At 64.6% G+C, this 23,506-nt stretch carries 24 protein-coding genes; 14 read left to right on the forward strand and 10 right to left on the reverse strand.

The features are described 5' to 3' along the window. Window positions 1-38: 38 nt before the first annotated feature. Together OKW43_RS07880 and OKW43_RS07885 are read right to left on the reverse strand one after the other, a co-directional pair. Complete coding sequence (locus OKW43_RS07880; RefSeq protein ID WP_429446377.1) at window positions 39-1,625, reverse strand: inorganic phosphate transporter; 1,587 nt, start codon at window positions 1,623-1,625, stop codon at window positions 39-41. Between the two features lie 238 nt (window positions 1,626-1,863). After that, a complete protein-coding gene (locus OKW43_RS07885; RefSeq protein ID WP_187634493.1) occupies window positions 1,864-2,457 on the reverse strand; it encodes a short chain dehydrogenase in 594 nt (197 codons plus the stop codon). A 225-nt stretch (window positions 2,458-2,682) separates the two neighbouring features. On the opposite strand from OKW43_RS07885, the gene OKW43_RS07890 reads away from it, so the two are divergent. Continuing rightward, entirely contained in the window at window positions 2,683-3,528 is an 846-nt protein-coding gene (locus tag OKW43_RS07890; RefSeq protein WP_429446380.1) for a CHAD domain-containing protein, read from the forward strand. 106 nt (window positions 3,529-3,634) lie between these two features. Here OKW43_RS07890 and OKW43_RS07895 read toward each other — a convergent pair whose 3' ends face one another. The 3 genes from OKW43_RS07895 to OKW43_RS07905 all read right to left on the reverse strand — a co-directional run bounded on the left by OKW43_RS07895 (window position 3,635) and on the right by OKW43_RS07905 (window position 6,715). Further along, entirely contained in the window at window positions 3,635-4,756 is a 1,122-nt protein-coding gene (locus tag OKW43_RS07895; RefSeq protein WP_429446383.1) for a VTT domain-containing protein, read from the reverse strand. 252 nt (window positions 4,757-5,008) lie between these two features. Next, window positions 5,009-5,647 (reverse strand): GTP cyclohydrolase I FolE, encoded by a 639-nt coding sequence (gene folE / locus OKW43_RS07900; RefSeq protein WP_187634496.1) that lies wholly within the window; start codon window positions 5,645-5,647, stop codon window positions 5,009-5,011. A gap of 138 nt (window positions 5,648-5,785) precedes the next feature. Continuing rightward, on the reverse strand, window positions 5,786-6,715 hold the full coding sequence (locus OKW43_RS07905; protein WP_187634497.1) for a LysR family transcriptional regulator: 930 nt from the start codon (window positions 6,713-6,715) through the stop codon (window positions 5,786-5,788). A gap of 409 nt (window positions 6,716-7,124) precedes the next feature. Between OKW43_RS07905 and OKW43_RS07910 the strand changes: the two genes are divergently transcribed. The 5 genes from OKW43_RS07910 (at window position 7,125) to pcaC (ending at window position 11,397) form a co-directional block, all read left to right on the forward strand. Further along, entirely contained in the window at window positions 7,125-7,832 is a 708-nt protein-coding gene (locus tag OKW43_RS07910; protein ID WP_187634498.1) for a 3-oxoacid CoA-transferase subunit A, read from the forward strand. Between the two features lie 13 nt (window positions 7,833-7,845). After that, window positions 7,846-8,505: a 3-oxoacid CoA-transferase subunit B gene (locus OKW43_RS07915; protein ID WP_187634499.1), complete on the forward strand. Its 660-nt coding sequence runs from the start codon at window positions 7,846-7,848 to the stop codon at window positions 8,503-8,505. 308 nt (window positions 8,506-8,813) lie between these two features. Further along, window positions 8,814-10,193: a 3-carboxy-cis,cis-muconate cycloisomerase gene (locus OKW43_RS07920; RefSeq protein WP_429446387.1), complete on the forward strand. Its 1,380-nt coding sequence runs from the start codon at window positions 8,814-8,816 to the stop codon at window positions 10,191-10,193. A 5-nt stretch (window positions 10,194-10,198) separates the two neighbouring features. Next, window positions 10,199-10,990, forward strand: coding sequence for a 3-oxoadipate enol-lactonase (pcaD, locus tag OKW43_RS07925; RefSeq protein WP_187634501.1), 792 nt, complete (start codon window positions 10,199-10,201; stop codon window positions 10,988-10,990). After that, window positions 10,987-11,397 (forward strand): 4-carboxymuconolactone decarboxylase, encoded by a 411-nt coding sequence (pcaC, locus tag OKW43_RS07930; RefSeq protein WP_187634502.1) that lies wholly within the window; start codon window positions 10,987-10,989, stop codon window positions 11,395-11,397. The genes pcaD and pcaC overlap by 4 nt, the downstream gene beginning before the upstream one ends. A gap of 242 nt (window positions 11,398-11,639) precedes the next feature. Here pcaC and OKW43_RS07935 read toward each other — a convergent pair whose 3' ends face one another. From OKW43_RS07935 to OKW43_RS07955, 5 genes are all read right to left on the reverse strand, one after another. Further along, window positions 11,640-12,230 (reverse strand): hypothetical protein, encoded by a 591-nt coding sequence (locus tag OKW43_RS07935; RefSeq protein ID WP_429446390.1) that lies wholly within the window; start codon window positions 12,228-12,230, stop codon window positions 11,640-11,642. 17 nt (window positions 12,231-12,247) lie between these two features. Continuing rightward, window positions 12,248-12,658 (reverse strand): hypothetical protein, encoded by a 411-nt coding sequence (locus tag OKW43_RS07940; protein WP_429446393.1) that lies wholly within the window; start codon window positions 12,656-12,658, stop codon window positions 12,248-12,250. Window positions 12,659-12,733: 75 nt separating this feature from the next. Beyond that, the gene (locus OKW43_RS07945; protein ID WP_187639739.1) at window positions 12,734-13,111 is read right to left on the reverse strand and encodes a hypothetical protein; all 378 of its coding nucleotides are present in this window, start codon (window positions 13,109-13,111) and stop codon (window positions 12,734-12,736) included. 2 nt (window positions 13,112-13,113) lie between these two features. Beyond that, the gene (locus OKW43_RS07950; protein WP_429446396.1) at window positions 13,114-13,479 is read right to left on the reverse strand and encodes a tlde1 domain-containing protein; all 366 of its coding nucleotides are present in this window, start codon (window positions 13,477-13,479) and stop codon (window positions 13,114-13,116) included. A 457-nt stretch (window positions 13,480-13,936) separates the two neighbouring features. Next, on the reverse strand, window positions 13,937-14,629 hold the full coding sequence (locus OKW43_RS07955) for a TetR family transcriptional regulator (protein WP_429446399.1): 693 nt from the start codon (window positions 14,627-14,629) through the stop codon (window positions 13,937-13,939). A gap of 218 nt (window positions 14,630-14,847) precedes the next feature. Here OKW43_RS07955 and OKW43_RS07960 point away from each other — a divergent pair, with 218 nt between their 5' ends. The 8 genes from OKW43_RS07960 to OKW43_RS07995 all read left to right on the forward strand — a co-directional run bounded on the left by OKW43_RS07960 (window position 14,848) and on the right by OKW43_RS07995 (window position 23,486). Beyond that, window positions 14,848-16,446 (forward strand): 6-hydroxynicotinate reductase, encoded by a 1,599-nt coding sequence (locus OKW43_RS07960; protein WP_429446401.1) that lies wholly within the window; start codon window positions 14,848-14,850, stop codon window positions 16,444-16,446. 14 nt (window positions 16,447-16,460) lie between these two features. After that, complete coding sequence (locus OKW43_RS07965; RefSeq protein WP_429446403.1) at window positions 16,461-17,399, forward strand: UPF0280 family protein; 939 nt, start codon at window positions 16,461-16,463, stop codon at window positions 17,397-17,399. Beyond that, the gene (locus OKW43_RS07970; RefSeq protein WP_429446406.1) at window positions 17,375-17,965 is read left to right on the forward strand and encodes an amino acid synthesis family protein; all 591 of its coding nucleotides are present in this window, start codon (window positions 17,375-17,377) and stop codon (window positions 17,963-17,965) included. Before OKW43_RS07965 ends, OKW43_RS07970 begins: the two co-directional genes overlap by 25 nt. A gap of 58 nt (window positions 17,966-18,023) precedes the next feature. After that, entirely contained in the window at window positions 18,024-18,608 is a 585-nt protein-coding gene (locus OKW43_RS07975; RefSeq protein WP_187637261.1) for an amino acid synthesis family protein, read from the forward strand. Window positions 18,609-18,783: 175 nt separating this feature from the next. Then, entirely contained in the window at window positions 18,784-20,736 is a 1,953-nt protein-coding gene (locus OKW43_RS07980; protein ID WP_187637316.1) for an ABC transporter permease, read from the forward strand. After that, window positions 20,733-21,542 (forward strand): ABC transporter ATP-binding protein, encoded by an 810-nt coding sequence (locus OKW43_RS07985; RefSeq protein WP_429446409.1) that lies wholly within the window; start codon window positions 20,733-20,735, stop codon window positions 21,540-21,542. The genes OKW43_RS07980 and OKW43_RS07985 overlap by 4 nt, the downstream gene beginning before the upstream one ends. Continuing rightward, window positions 21,539-22,252, forward strand: coding sequence for an ABC transporter ATP-binding protein (locus OKW43_RS07990; protein ID WP_187637263.1), 714 nt, complete (start codon window positions 21,539-21,541; stop codon window positions 22,250-22,252). The genes OKW43_RS07985 and OKW43_RS07990 overlap by 4 nt, the downstream gene beginning before the upstream one ends. Before the next feature lie 34 nt (window positions 22,253-22,286). Next, window positions 22,287-23,486 (forward strand): amidohydrolase family protein, encoded by a 1,200-nt coding sequence (locus tag OKW43_RS07995; RefSeq protein WP_429446413.1) that lies wholly within the window; start codon window positions 22,287-22,289, stop codon window positions 23,484-23,486. Window positions 23,487-23,506: the final 20 nt, after the last annotated feature.

Raw genomic sequence — 23,506 nt, forward strand, 5'->3', positions numbered from 1 at the left:
GCGCTTTTTTTATACTTCGCTCCGCCCGATCAGCGAACTCAGAATACTGAGCGGAATACCCAGTACAGGCCGCCGGCGAGCGCGATCGACGCGGGCAGCGTCAGCACCCATGCGAGGATCAGGCTGCGCACCGTGGCCCATTGCAGGCCCGAGCCGTTGGCCGCCATCGTGCCGGCCACGCCGGAAGAGAGCACGTGCGTCGTCGACACCGGCAGACCGTAGACGTCGGCGGCACCGATCGTGACCATCGCCACGAGTTCCGCCGCCGCGCCCTGGCCGTACGTCAGATGCTGCTTGCCGATCTTCTCGCCCACGGTAATGACGATGCGCTTCCAGCCGACCATCGTGCCGAGACCCAGCGCGATCGCGACCGCCACCTTGACCCACGGCGGGATGAACTTGGTCGCGTGATCGATCTGCGTTCTGAAGTTGGCGATGACCTTCGCGTCTTCGGGTGAGAACTGCGGCTGATTGGACTTCTGCATCAGACGGATCGCCTCGGACGTGACGTACATGTTGTTGCGCACGTTATCGACGATGCCTTGCGGCACCGCGGCCATCGAGCCCGATTCGCCGACCTGGCGACCGATCTGCTCGGCCAGTTGCTGCAGCGCCGGCAGCGTGGCGGGCGTCAGCTGACGGGAGCGCACGAATGCCTCGACGTCGGCGCGCGGATCCGCGGAGGGCGCCGCGCCCTGCGTGTAACGCGACAGCGTCGCCACGGTTTGATGCGCGACCGCGACGAAGTTCTGTGTTTGCGCCGGCGTGACCGCCTTGTTCAGCGCGTAGGCGGTGGGCACCGTACCGATCAGGATCAGCATGATCAGGCCCATGCCTTTCTGGCCGTCGTTCGAGCCATGCGCGAACGATACGCCCGTGCAGGTCAGAATCAGCAGGCAGCGAATCCAGAACGGCGGCGGCTCCTTGCCCTTCGGCTCGGCATACAGCGCGGGCACGCGCACGACGGCCTTCAGGATCAGCAGCAGCAAGCCTGCGAGCAAAAAGCCCACGATCGGCGAAAACAGCAGCGACTTGCCGACGCCGAGCGCCTGATTCCAGTCGACGCCGCTCGTGCCGTTCGAACCATGCATCATCTGATTCATCAGCCCTACGCCGATGATCGAGCCGATCAGCGTGTGCGAACTCGACGACGGCAGGCCCAAAGACCACGTGCCGAGATTCCAGATGATCGCGGCGATCAGCAGCGCGAACACCATCGCGAAGCCGGCGCGGCTGCCAACCTGGAGGATCAGCTCGACGGGCAGCAGTTGCAGCACCCCGAAGGCGACCGCTCCGGTCGACGTCAGCACGCCGAGAAAATTCCACGCGCCGGACCAAACCACAGCGATATTCGGCGTCAGCGAGTGGGTATAGATTACGGTGGCGACCGCGTTGGCGGTATCGTGAAAGCCGTTGACGAACTCGAAACCGAGCGCGATCAGCAGTGCGACGCCGAGCAACAGATAAGGCAGCACCGAGCTTTCGCGCACAGGCTGCAGATCGTCTATCAGGTGCACGCCGCAGTAAACGACGCCGGCGATGAGCAGGGCGACGAAAATGAACAGGCCGGCATTACGCCCTTTGCTGCTGGTAGCGCCTGGTTGCGGATACGAAAGTTCCGGCATGACGTGAGCCCCAAAAAAGTAGGTCGCAGAGTTTTCGATGCTGCTTTCGTCACGTGTCGCAATGATGACAACTGCGTGACGGCATTGGGGCGCATAAACAAGACGCGGCGCGGCCTATGCTAGGCCGCTCCAGCCGGTCAATACTACGCCGGCTGGCGGTCGGGGGCGGTAGGATGTCCGAAGCGGACTAGACAAGTCGATGACTAAAACGGGGTCGGCGACCGCGCAGCGGTTGCCCTCAGGATGCGCTGATCACTTCGCCGCTCGCGCTGCCGCCGAGGGAGCGTTTATAGGCTTGCGCGACGATCTCGGCCGGTACGCCTTGCGCCGGATCGCGGCCCATCGATTCGAGCGTTTCCGCGACCCATCCCGGACTAACCACATTGACGCGTGACTTGCCGCGCAACTCGAGCGCGGCCGAGCGCGCGAACGCTTCGACACCCGCATTGACGATGCTGACCGCGGCACTGCCTTCCATCGGCTGTTGCGCGAGCACGCCGCTCGTCAACGTGAACGAGCCACCTTGCGAAACATGCCCGGCGCCGCAGCGCACCAGATTGACCTGGCCCATCAGTTTGTTGGCAAGACTAAAAGAAAAGTCTTCGTCGCGAAGCGCCGCGAGCGGCGCGAATTTTGCCGCCCCCGCCGCGCAGATGATCGCGTCGAAGCTGCCGGCTTGCGCATACATCGCTTCGATGCTGCGTTTGTCCGACAGGTCGACGTGCAGTTCGGAGCCCTTGCGGCTCGCTCCGACCACGTCATGCTCGGTGGCGAGCAGCTTCACGATGTGCGAGCCGAGCAGGCCCGTCGCACCGACAACGAGTATTCGCATACATCCTCCTACGGTCTGTTGGTGGCATTTGCCGCGCTGCACATTGCATCGTCAATCCACAGCATTCGCCGCATCACGCGATACGCGGCCCTACGGTCGAGGATAGACGTTGCGGACGCGACGCGCCAACGCGTGACCAGACGGCGGGCTGGGATGCGCCGCGAATCGCCGTTGGGCATCATCTTTGCTGCGCTGGAACCAAGGTCACGTTTCGAGGGAGCGTCGATGAAGCAGGCGAGCGAGACAGTCAACGAGCCGGTAGGCGAAGCACCGGCGCAGCAGGCCTTCAAGTCGTACGCCGCGCCGCTGGTCGATCAGGCGATCGGACTAGCCAAAGGCGTTCACGACGACGCATCCCCCGAAGCGCTGCACAAACTGCGCGTGTCGCTGCGGCGCTTGCGGTCGTTGTGGTGGGCGTTCGCGCCGCTGGTCGACAAGGGCGAAAACACCCGCCAACGCGCGGTCTTCAAGTTTCTCGCCACCGCGGCGGGTAAAACGCGCGACTGGGACATCCTGATCGGGTTGCTCAGGCAAGACGACAGCGGCGCGCAAGCGTTGATGCCGAAGCTCGAGCAGGCGCGCCGCGACACACAGGCGACCAGCCGGGCGACGTTAGTGAATGCCGACGTCAAACATCTGCTGCGCGATGCGTTGGCCACGACTTCCGCGGAACTGCACGCCGCGCACGAATCCGATGTTGCGCTACGCAAATTTGCCGCTCGGCGCATCGGGGCATCGGAGCGGTCGTTGAAAAAGCGCATCAAACGCGCACGCCGTGCGAAACGGTCGAATTACGCAGCCTTTCACGATGTCAGAAAAGGAGGCAAGAAACTGCGCTATCTGTTCGAGTTTTTCGGGCCGGTGCTTCAAGGCGGCCATAAGCGCGCGCTCAAGCGGTTGAAAAAAATTCAGAAGCGCTTCGGCATGCTCAACGATGCCGTCGCCAGCGAAGCGCTGTTGCGCGACAATGCCGCGTCGCTTGCCGACGCGGATCACATCGAGGCCGCGCTGGATTGGCTCGACAGGAAACGCAAACGGCGCTTGCGCGCGGCGTCGCAGCTACTCGGCTGATCGTGCGCGTGCGATCCTTGCTAGCGTCGCGCAAGGGGGCGGCGCTTTGGCGCCAGATGTTCAGATGAGCGCTTTCGCGGCTCATAGTGTCGCGACGCGGCGCGATTCAGACGCGCTCCGCGCTGCGCGGCGCGAAACCGCGCAACGTCACCGCCGCTGATGTTTCGCCCTGCCACGCTGAGCGCGGCTGATCGGCAGCCGAACCGTCCGCCGAACCGTCCGCATAAGCCAGCAAGCCCACCGGAAAGCCGCGCCGCTGCCAGGCATCGAGCCCGCCGCGCAGTGCGCGAATCCGCGTGTAGCCGTTGTTGCGCATATGTAGCGAGACTTCGAGCGCGGTCGCGCTGTCCGGGCAGATGCAATAGATGACCATGTCGTGCGTGCGCAGCGCGCGGTCGATCTGCTCGGGCGAATGCGGATCGAGCGCGAGCGCGTCGGGAATCTGGCGTCGCAGATCGAGCAGCGGCGCGCCGGGCCGCGCATCGAGCACGCGGGACGGCGCCATGCGGCCCATGCGAGCCGAGCGTCGCCAGCGCCACGGCATTCTCGACGCGGCGCTCGTCGGTGAAGCGTGCGTCGGCGCGGCCGGCATCGGCGTGGCTGAGGCCGACGCGGCCCGCACGAACCGGCGCCGTTCGTGATATCGCAGAGACAGCCGGTAGAGCAGATAGACGAGCGCCACCGCAAGAAGCATGTCGGCGAGTGTGCCGCCGCGCTGCTCGACGAACGCGCGCAGCATGTGCAACTCGCGTTCCACCGCCGCCCCGCCGAGCAGCCAGAAGGCCGCCCACGCGATCACGCTGGCGAACTCCCACAGCGCGTAGATGCGGATGTCGACGGCAGTCGTGCCCATTAGCGGCGGCGTGATCAGGCCGAGTCCCGGCACGAACTTCGAAATCGACACGAGCGGCACGCCATAGCGTTCGAACAGCGAGCGCGCCGTTTCGAGCCTTGTATCGACGATGGGCGAAAGGCGGCCAAGCCACGCGAGCAGCTTGCGGCCATACAGCCGGCCGGCCGCGAACCAGGTGCCGTCGCCGATCAAGGCGCCTAGCACTGCCGCGCCGAGGATCGGCCAGAACGACAGCGTGCCCGCGGCGATCGCGGAGCCCGCGAACAGCAGCATCGGCACGGCCGGAATCGGTACGCCGAGTCGCGTCAGCAGGACGTTGACGAACACGATCGCGCTGCCCCAGGTTGAAACCGCCGACAACGGAAACTCGACCAATTGAGGCGCTCCTGTTGCTCCTGTTGCTGCTGTTGGGCCAGCATGCGTGCGCGGCCTTGCGTGGATGTGCGCCTGCGGCGGCGTTCGCCTAAATCTCTAATACGCAACTAACAGCCAACCCCGCGAGCCTACTGCAACGTTGCGGGCGACGTCGAAGAAATCGCGCGCGGGGGCCGCACGCCGGCTTCGCAGTGGCAGGGGCAGGGGCGCATCGCCACGGAACCGCAACCCGCCCCGGCTATATGTACCGCGTCAGCTATTGGGCACTGTCATCACGCCCGGATTCCCGACGATCGACAGAAACTCCCGCCGCGTCGACGGATCGGTGCGGAACGTGCCGAGCATGCGCGACGTGACCATCGTGACGCCCGCCTTATGCACGCCACGCGTCGACATGCACTGATGCGCGGCTTCGAGAATGACGCCGACGCCGGCCGGCTGCAGCACGTCGTTCAGCGTATCGGCGATCTGCACCGTCATCTTTTCCTGGATCTGCAGTCGTTTCGCGAATGCATCGACGAGACGCGCGAGCTTCGAAATGCCGACCACCCGATGATTCGGTAGATACGCGACGTGCGCGCGCCCGATGATCGGCACCATATGGTGCTCGCAATAGCTTTCGAAGCGGATGTCCTTCAGCACGATCAGTTCGTCGTAGCCGTCCACTTCGGAGAAGGTACGCGCGAGGATTTCACGCGGATCGACCTGGTAGCCGGCGAAGAACTCCTCGTAAGCGCGCGTCACGCGTGCCGGCGTGTCGATCAGGCCTTCGCGCTGCGGATCGTCGCCGGCCCAGCGCAGCAGCACGCGCACGGCCGCCTCAGCTTCTTCGCGGCTCGGGCGTTCGGCGGCCGCTCCGGGTTTGGTCTTCTTTGCCTTGCTGCTGGTCATGCGTCGCTCTCCTGGATCGCGCGTCGACGCTGCGCGGCGCGCGCGGGGTCAGTAACTGAGGTCATTGTTCCATGTTTTGCGCCGAAGATGCCGATGCCCCTTTCGCGGCCGGGGCAGTCGCGGGCGTGCTGCGCACGGCTACTTCGGCCATTCGTCCATCGCATCGTTGAATAGCTCGGCGACCACGCCGCGCAGCCAGCTGCCGCGCGGATCGTTATGAAACTTGCGGTGCCAGTGCTGGCGCAGGTCGAAGCGCGGCAGCGGCAGCGGCGGCTCGACGAGCATGATCGACGCATGCTCCGACACGTACGCAAAGCCGATCGCATGCGGCACGGTCGCGAGCAGATCGGTGCGCGCCAGGATGAACGGCAGGCTCATGAAGTGCGGCGTTTCAAGCACCGCGCGTCGCTTGATGCGCTTCTTTTCGAGGTACTGCTCGAGCACTTCCTGGCTGCGTCCCTCGGCGCGCACGACCGCATGCCCGGACGCCACGTATTGTTCGAGCGTGAGCGGCCCCTTCGACAGCGGATGTCCGCTGCGCATCAGGCAGATGAAGCGATGCGTGAAGAGCCGCTGCTGGAAGAAGTTGTTGCCCGCCAGGTCTGGAAAATAACCGACGGCGAGATCGACATCGCCCGATTCGAGCCCGCGTTCCACCTGCGACGGCGACAGCGTGACCGAGCGCAGATTCGCGGACGGCGCGCGCTCGGCGAACATCTGCAAAAGACGCGGCAGAAACACGATCTCGCCGACGTCGGACAGCGCGATCGAGAACGTGTGCGTGCTCGTCGCGGGATCGAAATCCTGTACGTCGAGCATGCCTTTCTCGATGCGCAGCAGCGCGTCGCGCGCGGCGGGCAGGATCGCGAGCGCGCGCGGTGTCGGCTCCATGCCTTTCGATGTGCGCACGAACAGCGGATCGTCGAAGTATTCGCGCAGGCGGCCAAGCGCGGTGCTCACGCGCGGCTGGCTCACGCCGAGCTGCTCGGCGGCGCGGCTCACGTTGCGCGTGTCTTCCATTGCGACCAGATAGGGGATCAGGTTCAGATCCAGTTGTGTGTCGGCCATGCTCGTTATGGGTTGCGGGTCGGGTGGGGCGATGCGGTGTCTATGCCGTATCGCTATAGAGCCTAGTTGAAAAATCGCCCATAAGCATAGTGGGATTTTGCGCGGCCGGCTTTTTCGCGCGCTGCGCGAACGCGACTCAGAGCTTCGCCGCCGCGCGCGGCGACCTATGATGAAGGGGGTTTCCCTGCCTTGACAATCCGCCCACCGGACAACCATAATCGCCGAAGCGTTCGCTAAACGAATCACTGTTCACGCAACGAACAATTTGAGCAGCGAAGCAATCGAAGGCGCCAGCCCGCTCTCCCCGTCGCGAGCCGTCGCCAGCATGCCCGGAGACTGTTTCCGCGCGAGCCTTGCCGGTTACGGCTGTCAGCCCAGCGGCACATAGCGCCCCCAAAGGAAATTCGACATGATCAACAAGATTTTCGAGACACTTCAATCGGCGGTCGCCGATGTCCACGACGGCGCGACCGTCATGATCGGCGGCTTCGGCACGGCCGGCATGCCGTCCGAGCTGATCGACGCGCTGATCGAGCAGGGCTCGCGCGAGCTGACCATCGTCAACAACAACGCAGGTAACGGCGACATCGGCCTCGCGGCGCTGCTGAAGGCCAAGCGCGTGCGCAAGATCATCTGCTCGTTCCCGCGCCAGACCGACTCCTATGTGTTCGACGCGCTCTATCGCGCCGGCGAAATCGAACTCGAACTGGTGCCGCAAGGCAATCTCGCCGAGCGCATCCGCGCGGCGGGCGCGGGCATCGGCGGCTTCTTCACGCCGACCGCGTACGGCACCAGGCTCGCCGAAGGCAAGGAAACGCGCCTGATCGACGGCCGTCACTACGTGCTCGAAGCGCCGCTGCATGCGGACTTCGCGCTGATCAAGGCGTACAAGGGCGACCGCTGGGGCAACCTGATCTATCGCAAGACCGCGCGTAACTTCGGGCCGATCATGGCGAGCGCCGCGAAGACCGCGATCGTGCAGGTGTCGGAAGTGGTGCCGCTCGGCGGCCTCGATCCGGAAGAGATCGTCACGCCCGGCATTTTCGTGCAACGCGTGATCGCGGTGCCGCAAGCGGCGCATGCCCCGACGCCCAATCCTCACGACGCTGCTGCCTGACCCGGAGACCGACATGAAGAAACTGACCCGCGATGAAATGGCCAAGCGCGTTGCCCAGGACATCCCTGAAGGCGCTTACGTGAACCTCGGCATCGGCGTGCCGACGCTGGTGGCGAACCACCTGGCCGCCGACAAGGAAATCTTCCTGCACAGCGAAAACGGTCTGCTCGGCATGGGCCCGGCACCGGCGAAGGGCCAGGAAGACGACGAACTGATCAACGCCGGCAAGCAGCATGTCACGCTGCTGACGGGTGGCGCCTACTTCCATCACGCGGATTCGTTCGCGATGATGCGCGGCGGCCATCTGGACTTCTGCGTGCTCGGCGCGTTCCAGGTGTCGGCGAAGGGCGACCTCGCGAACTGGCACACCGGCGCGCCCGACGCGATTCCGGCGGTCGGCGGCGCGATGGATCTCGCGATCGGCGCGAAGCAGGTCTACGTGATGATGGAGCACCTGACCAAGCACGGCGAAAGCAAGATCGCCGCCGAGTGCTCGTACCCGGTCACCGGTATCGGGTGCGTGGACCGCATCTATACGGACCTCGCGATGATCGACGTCACGCAGGAAGGCCTCGTCGTGCGCGAGATTTTCTCGGACATCGGCTTTGACGAACTGCTGAAGCTGACCGGTGTGCCGATGACCGACGGCACGCAGTCTGCGCGCACGGCCTGATGGTTGATTGAGGCGTCGCCGCGGCGGTCTGCGTTGCGGCCGCGCCGAAGGTCTCCCGTGTGAAGGCGGCATCACGCGAACGGGCCAGCGCCGACGCGGCAGACCCCTCGTCAGCGCTGGCCTGACAACTTCAGCGACGCTCGGGCCGCGTTTGGCGCAAAATACCCCGGCACCTACTGCGGCATAAACGAGGCACAAGCACGGCACAAGCACGGCACTGCGCCGCCGCGTCGCCGCGTCGCCTGCTTCGAGCCGCCGCGCGCCGCGCCGCTACTTCACTTCCGATTCCCTCGAACATCGACGTCACCATGCTCGACTCCAGCGCCCGCCTGACTGGCCTTCTTTGCGGCACGCAGCCGATGAACGACATCTGGGCGCCGCGTGCCACGCTGCAGCGGATGCTCGACGTCGAAGCCGCGCTCGCGCGCGCTTCGGCCGCGCACCATGTCATTCCTGAAACCGCCGTCCCCGCGATCGAAGCCGCCTGCCAGGCCAATCAGCTCGACGCCGACGCGCTCGCACGCGAGGCCGCGCTCGGCGGCAACCTCGCGATTCCGCTCGTCAAGCAACTGACTGCACGCGTCAAAGCCGCCGATGCCGAAGCGGCCAAATACGTGCATTGGGGCGCGACGAGCCAGGACATCATCGACACCGCGACGGTGCTGCAACTGCGCGACACGTTCGACCTGCTCGACAGCGGCCTGCAAGCCACCTGCGACGCGATCGCGAAACTCGCGACCACCCATCGCGCGACGCCGATGATCGGCCGCACGTGGCTGCAACAGGCGCTGCCGATCACGCTCGGTTTGAAGTTCGCGCAATGGCTCGACGCGCTGTTGCGTCATCGCGAGCGGCTCGATGCGTTGCGCGCGCGCGTGCTAGTGCTGCAATTCGGCGGCGCGGCCGGCACGCTCGCGAGTCTGCGTGAGGCGGCGCCGCAGGTCGCGCAGTCGCTCGCCAAGGAACTCGGCCTCGCGGTGCCGACCTTGCCGTGGCATACGCAGCGCGATCGCATCGCCGAAACGGCGTCGCTGTTCGGCATGCTGATCGGCACGCTCGGCAAGATCGCGCGCGATGTTTCGCTGCAGATGCAAACCGAAATCGACGAACTCGCCGAACCTGCCGCGGCCGGCAAGGGCGGTTCATCGACGATGCCGCACAAGCGCAACCCGGTCGGCTGCGCGGCGGTGCTGACGGCGGCGACCCGCGCGCCCGGGCTTGTCGCGACCGTGTTCGCCGGCATGGTGCAGGAGCACGAGCGCGCGCTCGGCGGCTGGCAGGCCGAATGGGACGCGCTGCCGGATCTCGCGCGCCTCGCGGGCGGCGCGCTCGCGAACATCGAACAGATCGCCGCGGGCCTGAACGTCAACGAAGCGGGCCTCGCCGCGAATCTCGACGTCACGCACGGCCTGATCCTCGGCGAAGCGGTGATGCTCGCGCTCGGCGACAGCATCGGCCGGCTCGACGCGCATCATCTGGTCGAGCGCGCGTCGAAGGCGGCGATCCGCGACGGCAAGACGCTGTACGACGTGCTCGCCGCCGACGCGGCCGTCACCGAACATGTTCCGCTCGAGCGACTGAAGCAACTGCTCGATCCCGCTCAATACGTCGGCCAGGCGCACGCATATGTCGACGCCGCGCTGGCGCTTCACACCACGCGCGCGCAGCGCGCCCATTCCAAGGAGTAACCGGCATGCCCTACGCCGCAGTCAACGGCACCGAGCTTCACTATCGCATCGACGGCGATCGTCACGGCCACGCGCCGTGGCTCGTGCTGTCGAATTCGCTCGGCTGCGATATGTCCATGTGGACGCCGCAGGTCGCGGCGTTGTCGAAGCACTTCCGCGTGCTGCGCTACGACACGCGCGGCCACGGTCATTCGGAAGCGCCGAAGGGTCCGTACACGATCGAGCAACTGAGCGGCGACGTGCTCGGCCTGATGGATACGCTGAAGATCGCGCGCGCGAATTTTTGCGGTATCTCGATGGGTGGGCTGACCGGCATCGCGCTCGCCGCGCGTCACGGCGACCGCTTCGAGCGCGTCGTGCTGTCCAACACGGCCGCGCGCATCGGCTCGCCGGAAGTGTGGGTGCCGCGTGCCGCGAAGGCGCGCAGCGAAGGCATGTTCGCGCTCGCCAACGCGGTGCTGCCGCGCTGGTTCACCGCGGACTTCATCGAGCGTGAGCCGGTCGTGCTGGCGATGATCCGCGACGTGTTCGTGCACACCGACAAGGAAGGCTACGCATCGAACTGCGACGCGATCGACGCCGCTGATCTGCGCCCCGAAGCGCCGGGCATCAAGCTGCCGACGCTGGTGATCAGCGGCACGCACGATCTGGCCGCCACGGCCGCGCAAGGCCGCGAACTCGCCCAGGCGATTCCGGGCGCGCGCTACGTCGAACTCGACGCCTCGCATATTTCCAACATCGAAAAGGTCGGCGAGTTCACGAAGACCGTGCTCGACTTCCTGACGGAGCAAAAATGAACGACGAAGATCGTTACGAAGCCGGCATGGGGGTGCGTCGCGCGGTGCTGGGCAACGCGCACGTCGACCGTTCGCTCGCGAACCGCACCGAGCTGACCGAGGAGTTCCAGAACCTGATCACGCGCTATGCGTGGGGCGAGATCTGGACGCGTGAAGGTTTGCCGCGTCATACGCGCAGCCTGCTGACGATCGCGATGATGGTTGCGCTCAATCGCAGCGAAGAACTTGCGCTGCACCTGCGCGCCGCCAAAAACAACGGCGTCACGCGCGAGCAGATTAAGGAAGTGCTGATGCAGACCGCGATTTACTGCGGCGTGCCGGCGGCTAACTCCGCGTTCCACCTGGCCGACAAGCTGTTCCGCGAGGATGATGCGGCGGCCGCGGCCGCGGCGGCGGCGAAGTCGTAAAGACCGGGCGCTGTAGTTTTCCGCTTCATTCAGCAAACGCGCGACGGACGTCTTCGTCGCGCTGAGGCCGTCGACGCGCATGGTGTCGCGCTCATCCTCAAGCGCGACCAACAGCAGTTCAAACTGCACCCGCGCGCCGTCCGCCAGCGAGAATCTGAACGGCACTTCCATCGGCGCGGCGAGCTTGATGTCCCCGAGCGAGGACGGCATCCAGTCGCGCACGGTTTTCAGGGTGGTGGTTTTCAGTTGCGGGTAGGTGGCGCGTGCAATGCCCAGCCGCCAGCTCGTATCCGACCGTGCGGGAGGCAGCCAGACACTTCCGCACCACGCAGCAGGCCGTACCAGACTCGTGCGAAGTCTGGGAGGGCGATGGTTACATGCGGCCCGCAACGCGCTTTCGCGCCGGAAGCGGTATCGGATCGATTGCCCGCCCTGGCGACTATCGCGTCGAAGCCTACAGATAGACCTGAACCCGACGTACAAGCCGCGCGGGCAAGGTGTGTAATGACTGAAGCAGAGCGAGGCAGGGGCTCTACGACGCGCCGCTCGCAGGCAACCACCTTGATCTTATTTCCGTTTCGCTCCTCAAAGGTAATCTGATAGACCCCGCGCCACATTGGTTCGCCGTCCTCATATTTGCCGATCTTCTCGAACGCGAGTCGCACCGCCCTGGTTTTCGTGGCGTCGAAATCCAGCGAGAGGATGTCAGTTTTTCTTAGCGCCATCTGGGCCACATAGGCCGGAAACTCGTCGCCGCATGGCGGGTATGATCCGGGTTCCGCCAGGCATAGTGCGGGAAGGGACAGCAGCAGGACTGCAAGAGCGTGTTTCATAGATTCAAAGGAGGACCTCACTCTATCTGCTTGAACATTCTGTCAGCCTCGACTCTCGACAGTAAATGCTTTGAAACGACAAAAACCTCTACGGCACCCATTGAGCATTCAAATTCGCCAGCGTCGTTCACAGCAATCACCTTGACCTTGTTTCCGTTTTTTTCGTGGAAGGTGATGTGATAAACCTCACGCCACAACTGTTCGCCATCTTCATCTTTTCCTATTTTCTCGGACGCCAGTTGCACGGCTTGGGTTTTCGTATAGTCGATATTGCCAACCATGCCAGCTTTTTTTAGTCTCCCTTCTGCTATGTTGGTCGGCCACCTGTCGCATTGGGGTTCTGGTTTAGGTTGCGCCATGCATAGCGCGGAAAGCGCTATGAGAATGGGTGCAAGAGTGCGTTTCGTGGCGCCCCCTTGATTGTTCATGGCGATGGGGTTCCACGTTTCATGGTCAGTCTCGCGCGCTGACCGGCGATGCTGGAAGAGCGCGCGCGTGAACAGTTACTCTATGTCCTTGAACAGTCTGTCAACTGGCGGTGAATGTCGCGAGACGACAAAAACCTCAACAGCACTCATTGAGCATTCTGACCAGGCGGCTTCACCCACGGTAATAACCTTGAACTCTTTTCCGCCTTTTTCGTGAAACGTAATGTGATAGACCTGGCGCCACAGTTGCTCGCCGTCCTCGTCCTTGCCGATCTTCTCGGATGCCAGTTGAACAGCCCGGGTTTTCGAATGATCGATCTTCGCTGGGTCAGTGAGGCCCTCGTTTGTCAGTGCGACCTCGGCGACGTTGGTGGGGTATCTGTCGCATGGCGGTGACTTCGCCAGGCATAACGCGGGAAGAGACAACAGCATGATGGCAAAAGCGCGTCTCATGGTTACTCTACCTCCAGCCATCTGTCACCACTGTCCCACATCTTTTTGCGTATTCTCTTGTCGATAACGATGCAGCCGTTTGACGCGTTGCCTGGGTCACTGAGGCTATCGCCGTGGATCATGAAGCCGTCACGCCCGCCCAAGCACGTTCTGCAAACAGGGTTAAGCCGCAGTGAATATTTTCCTGTGTGCGTATGGTCAAACGGTGCTGTGATTTCGTACCGGCCAACGGGAATAGGACCTTTGTCGCGCACATATTGCTTGCTGCGCTTATTCTTTCCTTCACCTTTGCCCGAATATCCCTTTTTTTCCATGAGAACGCCGTTGTGATACATCTCGCCGCTGGTCTGTTTGTAAATCCACGCCATTCTTTTTTTTCCTTCATTGGTTGTACGAACCAACGATTACACCAGATCATCTGGTTGCATGCAATCTTCGGGATAAGCGCCGGTGGTTCATCCGCGTCCCTGTATCGGGCCAGCGGAGGCAGCGCCAGCGAAGCCGCGTACTGAACTTAAGCGTATGGGGCATACGGCGAAAAAATGGCCCAGGTTGCGAGTACCACCCTATAGTGTGTGTGACGCCCCCACTGGCCTCCCGCAGTCAAATCCGGGGGGCCGCCGCGACGAACGTTAAAAACGCAGATGTGCAAAAGCCGGACGTTAAGAACGTCGGCGCAGTGAAGCCTCAAGCCACGAAAACCGCAGCAAACGAAAGCCGCAAAACGAAAACGCCCGTTACCGTTGTGGAGGAATGCGCGCCGTTCAGGATTGGTATCGAAGCAATCCGCACGGCATTCGGGAACTTGGCGCGCGCCGATTTTTGTTATGCGGCAGTCGTCGCCACAACGCTCGCCGGCACCCGCACGCACACGGCGCGCAACACCGTCTCCTTGATCACCTCGCGCCAATGCGCGAGTGCTGCCTTGTCCATCATCGGTTCGCCGAGAAACGCGCCGAGCGTGTGCTGATTGGCGTTATAGAAATAGCCGAGCGACGCAATCATCAGATACACGTCGCGTGCGGCGATATCGGCGCGAAACACCTTCTGCGCGCGACCCGCGTCCAATAGCTTCTGCACGACCGAGATCGCGTAACCCGAAATCTCCTTGAGCTTCAGCGATTTTTTCGCATGCTTGCCCTGGTGCAGATTTTCGCTCGACAGCAACGTGACGAACTCCGGGTGATCGAGGTAGTACTGCCAGACGAACTCGACCATCTGTTCGAGGCCGTGCACCGGATCGCGCAGATCGAGATCGAGTTTGCTTTCCGCTTCGTTGAACTGCGTGTAGATCGTTTCCAGCACTTCGATGAACAACTGCTCCTTACTGCCGAAGTAGTAGTAGATCATCCGGTCGTGCGAACGCGCGGCCTTCGAAATACTTTCGATGCGGCCGCTCGCATATCCCTGCTTCGCGAACACCTTGATGGCCGCCTTCAGGATCTTGGCGCGCGTGTCCTGCGCCTGTTTCGCACGGATACCGATGGCGCCCGGCTTGCGGGCGGCGATGGGACTCATGAAGGTCTAGACCCCGCGCGACGGAAAACACGTTGCATAGTCGATTTTGATCGAGTAGATTTCAATCGAGTTTGGTGTAGAAGATACTACATGAACGGTGAGTGGCCGCAACATGAAAATTGGCGGTCCACGCGAAATTGCCCTGAAACCGGGACGATTCGCGCACCGCGCAGCACCGCCAGCCATGTCGCGCCTGTTATGTCGTACGGAACCCCACGATGACAAAACATACGAAGGTCGATTTCGGTGCAGAGCGTGTCGATCGCGATACCGCGTCGACGCCCGGCCCGACCGTGCTCGAAAAGTCGGCGCCGCGCAGCGAGCGCATGGCGGCGGACAAGATCGAATGCAACGCGTGTCCGGTGCTGTGCCAGATCTCGGCAGGGCGCACGGGCGCGTGCGATCGTTATGCGAATGCGGATGGGCGGTTGATACGCGTCGATCCGGTGGTGTTTCTGTCGCGTGCAAACGAGGCCGGCGCCGATGGCGCAACTGCGGCGATCGAATTCGGCGCAACCCCCGGGGCAGACCAAAGCACCGCCGAACCCGCGCTATTCGTCACTGGCGTCGGCGCCTCGTCCACTTATCCCGACTACAAACCCGCGCCGTTCATCGTCGCGTCGAAGCTCGACGACGTCGACATGATCACTGTCGTCACCGAAGGCATCTTCAGCTACTGCAGCTTCAAGGTGAAGATCGACACCGACCGCTTTCTCGGCCCCGAACAGGCGAACGTGCGTTGTGACGGCGAGATCGTCGGTCACGTGAGCACGGCCGAATACGGCTCGCAGATGCTGAGCCTCGGCGGCGTCCATCACCTGACCGGCGGCAGCAAGAAGGAAGGCCGCGTGACCTGCGACACGATGCTCGCGCTCGGCAACAAGGAGCCGGTTGAGCTCAGGATCGACGGCGGCGCGAGTCTCGTGATCCGGGCGGGCGCCGCGCCGATCGTCGACGGTGTCGAAGAGCAACGCATGCGCGTCGGCTGCGGTTCCGCGACGATCGGCATTTTCGCGAAGCAATGGTTCGGCCACGTCGATGAAGTGGTGGTCGTCGACGATCACATCACCGGCGTGCTGACCGAGCATCAGGCGGGCCGCTGCCTCGGCATGACGCGCTCGGGAGTGAAAATACGCGGCCGCAAATCGACGCCCGGCCGCTATTTTCAGGTCGCCAATCCTGGCACCGGTTGGGGCGGCACCGACATTCAGGACCCGCTCGCGATCGTCGAAGGATTCGATCCGTCGATCGCGAAGCCGGGGATGCGTGTGCTGATGGTATCGACGACCGGCGAACACGCGCAATGGTACGAGCTCGACGCGCAGCTCGTGCCGCACGTCGCACCGATGCCCGACGCGGTGCGCCGCACGGTCGAGCGGATCGGCGAGAACTGCGAGCCGTCGCTCGCGACGGTGCTGTTTCTCGGCGGCGCGGGCGGCAGTCTGCGCGCGGGCGCGACCGAGAATCCGGTGCTGCTCACGCGCGCGATCAAGCGCAAGCTCGTCAACGTGACGTGCGGCGGCGCACCCGCTTATGTGTGGCCAGGCGGCGGCATCACCGTGATGGTCGACGTGATGCGCATGCCGGACCGCTCCTTCGGCACGGTGCCGACACCGGCGATCGTCGCGCCGATCGAATTCACGATGACCTACGACAGTTACCGCGATCTCGGCGGCCACGTCGATGCGGTGCGCTCGTTGCAGAGCGTGCTCGCGAGCGGGCCCACGCATACGGAAGGCGCGCCGCTCGCGCGGCGCACGCTGGCGCGCGATCCGGACAATCCGTGGCCGCCTGCAATGCCTGGTTCAGCTTCCTGACTAAACATCACCCGATGACTCCTACTCGCATCCGGCTCGACGAGCAGCGCTTCCATTGGCAGCATGGGCCGATCGACCTGGTCCTCGGGGCCGACGGCGAGCCCGACGCGGTGCGTGCCGCGTACGACGCGTGCTGGGAGCGTTTCAGTGGTGTGTTGGAGGAACTGGTCGGCGAATTGAACGTGCTTCGCCAGCCGGTGCAGGCACTAGCGGCGTTGCATGATTGCCCGCTTCAGGGGCCGGTCGCGCGACGCATGTGGCGGGCGTGCCATCCGCACCGTGCGCGCTTCATCACGCCGATGGCGGCGGTGGCGGGCAGCGTTGCCGACGAACTGATCGCCGTGTTCGCGCGCGACGGCATCGCGCGCGCGTTCGTCAACAACGGTGGCGACATCGCGCTGCACCTCGCCGCCGGGCAGCAGTATCGCGTGGGCGTGTTCGCGGACCTCGCGCAATTTTCGGGCACGCGTTTCGCGCACGACCAGGCGCTCGACGCGCACCTGACGCTTGACGCCCGACAGCCGATCCGGGGCATCGCGACGAGCGGCTGGCGCGGCCGCAGCTTCAGTCTCGGCATCGCCGACAGCGTGACGGTGCTCGCGCGCGATGCCGCGAGCGCCGACTCCGCCGCGACGATGATCGCGAACGCGGTCGATCTCGACCATGCGGGAATCGTGCGGCGTGCGGCATCGTCGCTGAAGGACGATAGCGATCTCGGCGATCTGCGGGTGACCGTCGACGTGCCGAGCCTGCCGCAGCCGCTGATCGATGTCGCGTTGGCGCGCGGCGTCGATGTCGCGGCGCGGCTGCGCGAGCAGGGTCTGATCGAAGGCGCCGCGCTGTTCCTGCAAGGACGGGCTCGGGTGACAGGCATCGCCGATTCACGCGCGCTGTCCACAACGCGCGCTTCACTGACAACGGAGGCTCCGTGTTCGAAATACGCCGCGTGCTGACGCACGTCGAGGACATCTTTCACGAGTTCGGCCCCGCGCCCGCGCAGCCGCTCAGACGCGGCGCGATTGCCGCGGTGATGACGAATCCGTTCGCGGGCCGCTACGAGCCGAACATCGAGCACGCGATGGATGCGCTGAAGCCGCTCGGCTTCGACATGGCGCAGCGGCTGCTGACGGCGATGGCGGTGCCGCATGCGTCGATCGAAAGCTATGGTAAGGGCGCGATCGTCGGCGCGGGCGGCGAGCTCGAGCACGGCGCGCTGTGGCACGTGCCTGGCGGCTACGCGATGCGCGAGCTGCTCGAAAAGCACGGCGTGCCGACCCACGCGATCGTGCCGTCGACGAAGAAAGTCGGTGCGCCGTCCACCGCGCTCGACGTGCCGCTCACGCATGTCAACGCGAGCTACGTGCGCAGCCACTTCGATGCGATCGAAGTGCGCGTGCCAGGCGCGCCCGCCGCCGACGAGATCGTCTATATCCTCGCGATGAGTACGGGGCAGCGCGTGCATGCGCGGGTCGGCGGTCTCGCGAAAGAGGCGATCGTCGGCAAGGACGGCTTGCGCTGAAGCGGCGCGCGGCAACTCTACAGCAAAACGGCAAGGCATCGAAACTCGGAGAGCGGAAATGGCAATCAGGCTTCGCAAGCTGGTCGTGCAGGTCGACGAAACACGCATCGAAATGGGCCAGGCCGTCGAGCCGCCCGCGCGCCGCGCGGTCGCGATCGCGGTGATCGATAATCCGTATGCGGGCCGCTACGAAACGAAGCTCGACGCGCTGATAGAAGCCGGCGAGGAACTCGGCGCGCTACTCGGCAAGCGCTGCGTCGAGGCGTTGGGCATCGCGCCCGGCGAGGCGCAAAGCTACGGCAAGGCGGCGATCGTCGGCGAGGCGGGCGAGCTCGAACATGCGGCCGCGATCCTGCATCCGAAGCTCGGCGCGCCGCTGCGCGCGGCGGTCGAAAAGGGCGCGGCGCTGGTGCCGTCGGCGAACAAGATCGGCACGCTCGGTACCGCGATCGACGTGCCGCTCGGCCACAAGGACGCCGCCTACGTGCGCAGCCATTTCGACGCGATCGAGGCGCGCGTGGCCGACGCGCCGCGCGCGAACGAAATCGTCGTGGCGGTTGCGGTGACCGCGTCGGGCCGGCCGCTGCCGCGCATCGGCGGCCTGCAGGCGAACGAGATCAAGGGCGAAGACGGCCTGCGTTGAGGGTTCGCTTTTTGTCAGACGCTTGTTTGCCTTCGCTTGTTGCGCGGGGTGTTTCGCTGGTAGTGTCCTGCCGTTGACGCGGGCGCGCATGGTGCCGCCCGCGCTGCAACGTCCGCCGATCGGGCCGCTCGCGCAGGTTGCGCGCGCGCTGTTCGGCGAGCTGCCGAGGGTCGCGATGCTTTCGAATCTGCTGGTACAACTGGTCAATGGACTCGCCGACGCATCGACGCTGTTTCTGGTCGCCGCCGGTTTGTCGTTGATCTTCGGCGTGACGCGCATCGTCAACTTTGCGCACGGCTCGTTCTATATGTTCGGCATTTACGTCGCGTATAGCATCGCGAGCCGCTTTGGCCACACCGCGGGCGGCTTCTGGCTGTCGGTGCTGGCCGCCGCGCTCGCGGTCGCGGTGCTCGGCGCGCTCGTCGAAATCGTCGTATTGCGGCGGATCTACCAGGCGCCCGAGCTGTTCCATCTGCTCGCCACTTTTGCGATCGTGCTCATTTTTCGCGACGCCGCGCTATGGGTTTGGGGCCCCGACGATCTGTTCGGCCCGCGCGCGCCGCATCTCGCGGGCGCGGTCGACTTTCTCGGCCATCCGCTGCCCACGTACGACATCGCGCTGATCGTGATCGGTCCGGTCGTCTTGCTGCTGCTGTGGTACGCGTTGACGCGCACCCGCTGGGGCACGCTGGTGCGCGCCGCGACGCAGGATCGCGAGATGCTCGGCGCGCTCGGCATCAATCAGGCGTGGCTGTTTACCGGCGTGTTCTTCGTCGGCGCGTTTCTCGCGGGACTCGGCGGCGCGCTGCAAGGACCGCGCATGTCGGCGAACCTGTCGCTCGATCTGGAGACGATCGGCAATGCGTTCGTGGTCGTCGTGGTCGGCGGCATGGGTTCGATTCCGGGCGCGTTCGTCGCGGCGTTGTTGATCGCCGAGATCAAGGCGCTGTGCATCGGCATCGGGCACGTGACGATCTTCGGCATCGGTTTGTCGCTGAGCCGCTTCACGCTGGTGGCCGAATTCGTCGTGATGGCGGTCGTGCTGGTGGTGCGGCCCTGGGGTCTGCTCGGCCGCGCGAGCGCCGCGGTGCGCGCGATGGGCGCGCCGGAAACGCCATTGCGTCCGGCGGGCAAGCGTCTGAAGGGGCTGGCCGCCTTCGTGTTGCTGGTGCTCGCGCTCGCGCCGCTCGCGGCCAACGCGTTTCCGTACATGCCGGTGCTGCTGGTTGAAATCCTGATCGCGGTGCTGTTCGCGACGAGCCTGCATTTCATCATGGGTCCGGGCGGCCTGCATTCGTTCGGCCATGCCGCGTACTTTGGACTTGGCGCTTACGGCGCGGCGCTGTTTGTCAAAGTGCTGAATCTGCCGATGGAAGCCGCGTTGCTGCTCGGGCCACTGCTAGCGGTGGTGGGCGCGCTCGTGTTCGGCTGGTTCTGCGTGCGCCTGTCCGGTGTCTATCTGGCGATGCTGACGCTCGCATTCGCGCAGATCGTTTGGTCGGTCGTGTTCCAGTGGGACGACGTGACGGGCGGCAGCAACGGCATTCTCGGTCTATGGCCGTCGAACTGGCTGTCGTCGCCGGTCGCGTTCTACTACCTGACGTTAGCGTGCGCGGTGCTCGGCGTGTGGCTGTTGCGCCGCATGCTGTTCTCGCCGCTCGGCTATGCGATGCGCGCGTCGCGCGATTCCGCGTTGCGCGCCGAGGCGATCGGCATCGACGTGAAGCGCGTGCAGTGGGCGTCGTTCGTGATCGCGGCGTTGTTCTGCGGACTCGCCGGATCGCTGTACGCGTTTTCGAAGGGCAATATCTCGCCCGAAGTGATCAGCGTGAGCCGCTCGGTCGATGGCCTCGTGATGGTGCTGCTCGGCGGCTTGCAGACGTTGAGCGGGCCGATCGTCGGCGCGGCTGTGTTCACGTGGCTGCAGGACACGGTCGCGCGACAGACCGACTACTGGCAGGCGCTGCTCGGCCTCGCGATCCTGCTGCTGGTGGTCGCGTTTCCGCAGGGCATCGTCGGCTTCGTTCGCGAGCGTTTCGGCGATGCGAACGGCGATCAGGCCGACAAGACCAACGGGAGCGCCGCGTCGGCTTCGCAACGCAGCGCCGCGGTCAAGGAGGGCCTATGAGCCTGCTGCGCGTAAGCGGTCTGTCGAGATCGTTCGGAGGACTGAAGGCGGTCGACGACGTTTCATTCGAACTCGAAGCCGGTCAACTGCTGGCGCTGCTCGGTCCCAACGGCGCGGGCAAATCGACGTGTTTCAACATGGTCAATGGACAGTTGCAGCCGTCGTCGGGTTCGATTCTGCTCGACGGTCATGAACTCGTCGGCATGCGGCCGCGCGATATCTGGCGGCGCGGCGTCGGCCGCACGTTCCAGATCGCCGCGACGTTCAACTCGATGACGGTGCTCGAAAACGTGCAAATGGCGCTGGTGTCGCGCGAGAAAAAGACCTTCGGCCTATGGAAGCCAGCGGGCTCGCACCATGCCGACGAAGCGTTCGCGCTGCTCGAACAGGTCGGCATGGGGGCGCACGCGAAGCGCGCGTGCGGCGTGCTCGCGTATGGCGACGTGAAGCGTGTCGAACTCGCGATCGCGCTCGCCAACCGGCCGAAGCTGCTGCTGATGGACGAACCGACCGCCGGCATGGCGCCGAAGGAGCGCAACGAATTGATGGCGTTGACCAAACGTCTGGTGACCGAACACGAGATCGGCGTGCTGTTCACCGAACACAGCATGGACGTCGTATTCGCGTACGCCGACCGGATGATCGTGCTCGCGCGCGGCAAGCTGATCGCCGAGGGCGACGCCGACACGATCCGCAACGACGCGCGCGTGCAGGAGGTCTATTTCGGCACCGGCAAGACGTTCCGACCGCACGCGCCGCTGCACGACGCGTCAGGCAGCGCGCGGGATCGTGGAGCATTGCAATGAACGAACCGATGCTGAAAGTCTCCGGCCTCAATGCGTTCTACGGCCGCGCCCACATCCTGTTCGACGTCGGCCTCGAAGTCGGCCGTGGTGAAGTGGTCGCGCTAATGGGCCGCAACGGCGCCGGCAAATCGACGACGATGAAAGCGGTGATGGGACTGCTGCCGCGCCGCCACGGCGAAGTGACGTTTCGCGGCCAGAACATCAGCGCGCTCGCGCCGTACCGGATCGCGCGCATGGGCGTCGGCTTCGTGCCCGAGGATCGCCGTGTGTTCGCGGACCTGACGGTGATGGAGAACCTCGACACCGGCCGCCAGCCGCCGCGCGAAGGCGCGCCGCAATGGACGCCCGACAAGCTGTTCCGCCTGTTTCCGAATCTCGGCGAAATGCCGAAGCGCCCCGGCGGCCAGATGAGCGGCGGCGAGCAGCAGATGCTGACCGTGTCGCGCACGCTGATGGGCAATCCGTATCTGGTACTGCTCGACGAACCGTCCGAAGGCGTCGCGCCGGTGATCGTCGAGCAGATGGCGAACATGATTCTCGAACTGAAGCGCGAAGGGCTATCCATTCTGTTATCCGAACAGAATCTGCACTTCGCCGAGCTAGTCAGCGACCGCGCGTATGTGCTCGAAAAAGGGCAGATCCGTTTCAGCGGCACGATCGGCGAACTCGCACGGAACGAAACAGTGAGGCGCGCTTATCTGAGCGTGTGAATTCATCCGGTAGTCTCGGCGAAAGGAGAGGCAGATGGCGGCAGAGACGTTGACAGGCTTATCGGGCAAGGTCGCGGTAACGAACATCGGGCTGCTGTTGTCGGGCGATATCGACCAGCCGATTCTCGACGCGGACACGCTGGTGATCGACGACGGCGTGATCGTCGCGCTCGGCCGCGAGAAAGACTGCGATCTCGAAGGCGCGCGCACGACGGTCGACTGTAAGGGCACGACGGTCGCGCCGGGCCTGATCGACTCGCACGTGCATCCGGTGTTCGGTGACTGGACGCCACGCCAGAATCAGCTCGGCTGGATCGAGTCGAATCTGAACGGCGGGGTGACCACGATGATCTCGGCCGGCGAAGTGCATTTGCCTGGCCGTCCGAAAGACGTGCTCGGCGTGAAGGCGCTCGCGATCACCGCGCAGCGCTCGTTCGACGGCATGCGCGCGGCCGGCGTCGGCGGCGGCGTCAAGGTGCTGGCGGGCGCGCCGGTGATCGAGAAGGGCATGGTCGAGCAGGACTTTAAGGAGCTGTCCGAAGCCGGTGTGAAGCTGCTTGGCGAAGTCGGCCTCGGCAGCGTGAAGGGCGGCGAGGAAGCGCGCCAGATGGTCGCGTGGGCCCGCAAGTACGGCATCCAGAGCACGATTCACACGGGCGGTCCGTCGATTCCGGGCTCGGGCCTGATCGATCGCGACGTGGTGCTCGCCGCCGATGCCGACGTGATCGGCCACGTCAACGGCGGCCATACCTCGCTGTCGTATCGGCACGTGTGCGATCTGTGCGAGCAGTCGAGCCGCGCGCTCGAAATCGTCCACAACGGCAACGAGCGGATCGCGTTGCTGACCGCGCGCCATGCGATCGAACTGAAATGCCCGCACCGGATCATTCTCGGCACCGATAGCCCGGCCGGCTCGGGCGTGCAACCGCTCGGCATTCTGCGCATGATCGCGCTGATCTCGAGCCTCGCCGACGTCCCCGCCGAAATCGCGTTCTGCTTTGCGACCGGCAATACCGCGCGGCAGCGCAACCTGCGCCAGGGGTTGATCGAGGTGGGCCGTCCCGCCGATCTCGTGTTCATGGACCGCGCGCAGCATACGGCCGCCGACACGCTGCTCGAAAGCGTGCAGCTCGGCGATATTCCGGGTGTGGGCATGGTGATGATCGATGGTCTGATCCGTTGCCGGCGCAGCCGCAATACGCCGCCCGCGACCGAAGTGCCGGTGGTGCTGTGAACGCGCGGCACGACAGGGTG

The sequence above is a fragment of the Paraburkholderia sp. WC7.3g genome (genome assembly GCF_050436345.1).
Lineage (GTDB): Bacteria > Pseudomonadota > Gammaproteobacteria > Burkholderiales > Burkholderiaceae > Paraburkholderia > Paraburkholderia podalyriae.

Bases quoted from the DNA above. Each gene is read 5' to 3' on its own strand.
- OKW43_RS07880 (WP_429446377.1), bottom strand. From the start codon at position 1,625: ATGCCGGAACTTTCGTATCCGCAACCAGGCGCTACCAGCAGCAAAGGG.
- OKW43_RS07885 (WP_187634493.1), bottom strand. From the start codon at position 2,457: ATGCGAATACTCGTTGTCGGTGCGACGGGCCTGCTCGGCTCGCACATC.
- OKW43_RS07890 (WP_429446380.1), top strand. From the start codon at position 2,683: ATGAAGCAGGCGAGCGAGACAGTCAACGAGCCGGTAGGCGAAGCACCG.
- folE (WP_187634496.1), bottom strand. From the start codon at position 5,647: ATGACCAGCAGCAAGGCAAAGAAGACCAAACCCGGAGCGGCCGCCGAA.
- OKW43_RS07905 (WP_187634497.1), bottom strand. From the start codon at position 6,715: ATGGCCGACACACAACTGGATCTGAACCTGATCCCCTATCTGGTCGCA.
- OKW43_RS07910 (WP_187634498.1), top strand. From the start codon at position 7,125: ATGATCAACAAGATTTTCGAGACACTTCAATCGGCGGTCGCCGATGTC.
- OKW43_RS07915 (WP_187634499.1), top strand. From the start codon at position 7,846: ATGAAGAAACTGACCCGCGATGAAATGGCCAAGCGCGTTGCCCAGGAC.
- OKW43_RS07920 (WP_429446387.1), top strand. From the start codon at position 8,814: ATGCTCGACTCCAGCGCCCGCCTGACTGGCCTTCTTTGCGGCACGCAG.
- pcaD (WP_187634501.1), top strand. From the start codon at position 10,199: ATGCCCTACGCCGCAGTCAACGGCACCGAGCTTCACTATCGCATCGAC.
- pcaC (WP_187634502.1), top strand. From the start codon at position 10,987: ATGAACGACGAAGATCGTTACGAAGCCGGCATGGGGGTGCGTCGCGCG.
- OKW43_RS07935 (WP_429446390.1), bottom strand. From the start codon at position 12,230: ATGAAACACGCTCTTGCAGTCCTGCTGCTGTCCCTTCCCGCACTATGC.
- OKW43_RS07940 (WP_429446393.1), bottom strand. From the start codon at position 12,658: ATGAACAATCAAGGGGGCGCCACGAAACGCACTCTTGCACCCATTCTC.
- OKW43_RS07945 (WP_187639739.1), bottom strand. From the start codon at position 13,111: ATGAGACGCGCTTTTGCCATCATGCTGTTGTCTCTTCCCGCGTTATGC.
- OKW43_RS07950 (WP_429446396.1), bottom strand. From the start codon at position 13,479: ATGGCGTGGATTTACAAACAGACCAGCGGCGAGATGTATCACAACGGC.
- OKW43_RS07955 (WP_429446399.1), bottom strand. From the start codon at position 14,629: ATGAGTCCCATCGCCGCCCGCAAGCCGGGCGCCATCGGTATCCGTGCG.
- OKW43_RS07960 (WP_429446401.1), top strand. From the start codon at position 14,848: ATGACAAAACATACGAAGGTCGATTTCGGTGCAGAGCGTGTCGATCGC.
- OKW43_RS07965 (WP_429446403.1), top strand. From the start codon at position 16,461: ATGACTCCTACTCGCATCCGGCTCGACGAGCAGCGCTTCCATTGGCAG.
- OKW43_RS07975 (WP_187637261.1), top strand. From the start codon at position 18,024: ATGGCAATCAGGCTTCGCAAGCTGGTCGTGCAGGTCGACGAAACACGC.
- OKW43_RS07980 (WP_187637316.1), top strand. From the start codon at position 18,784: ATGCTTTCGAATCTGCTGGTACAACTGGTCAATGGACTCGCCGACGCA.
- OKW43_RS07985 (WP_429446409.1), top strand. From the start codon at position 20,733: ATGAGCCTGCTGCGCGTAAGCGGTCTGTCGAGATCGTTCGGAGGACTG.
- OKW43_RS07990 (WP_187637263.1), top strand. From the start codon at position 21,539: ATGAACGAACCGATGCTGAAAGTCTCCGGCCTCAATGCGTTCTACGGC.
- OKW43_RS07995 (WP_429446413.1), top strand. From the start codon at position 22,287: ATGGCGGCAGAGACGTTGACAGGCTTATCGGGCAAGGTCGCGGTAACG.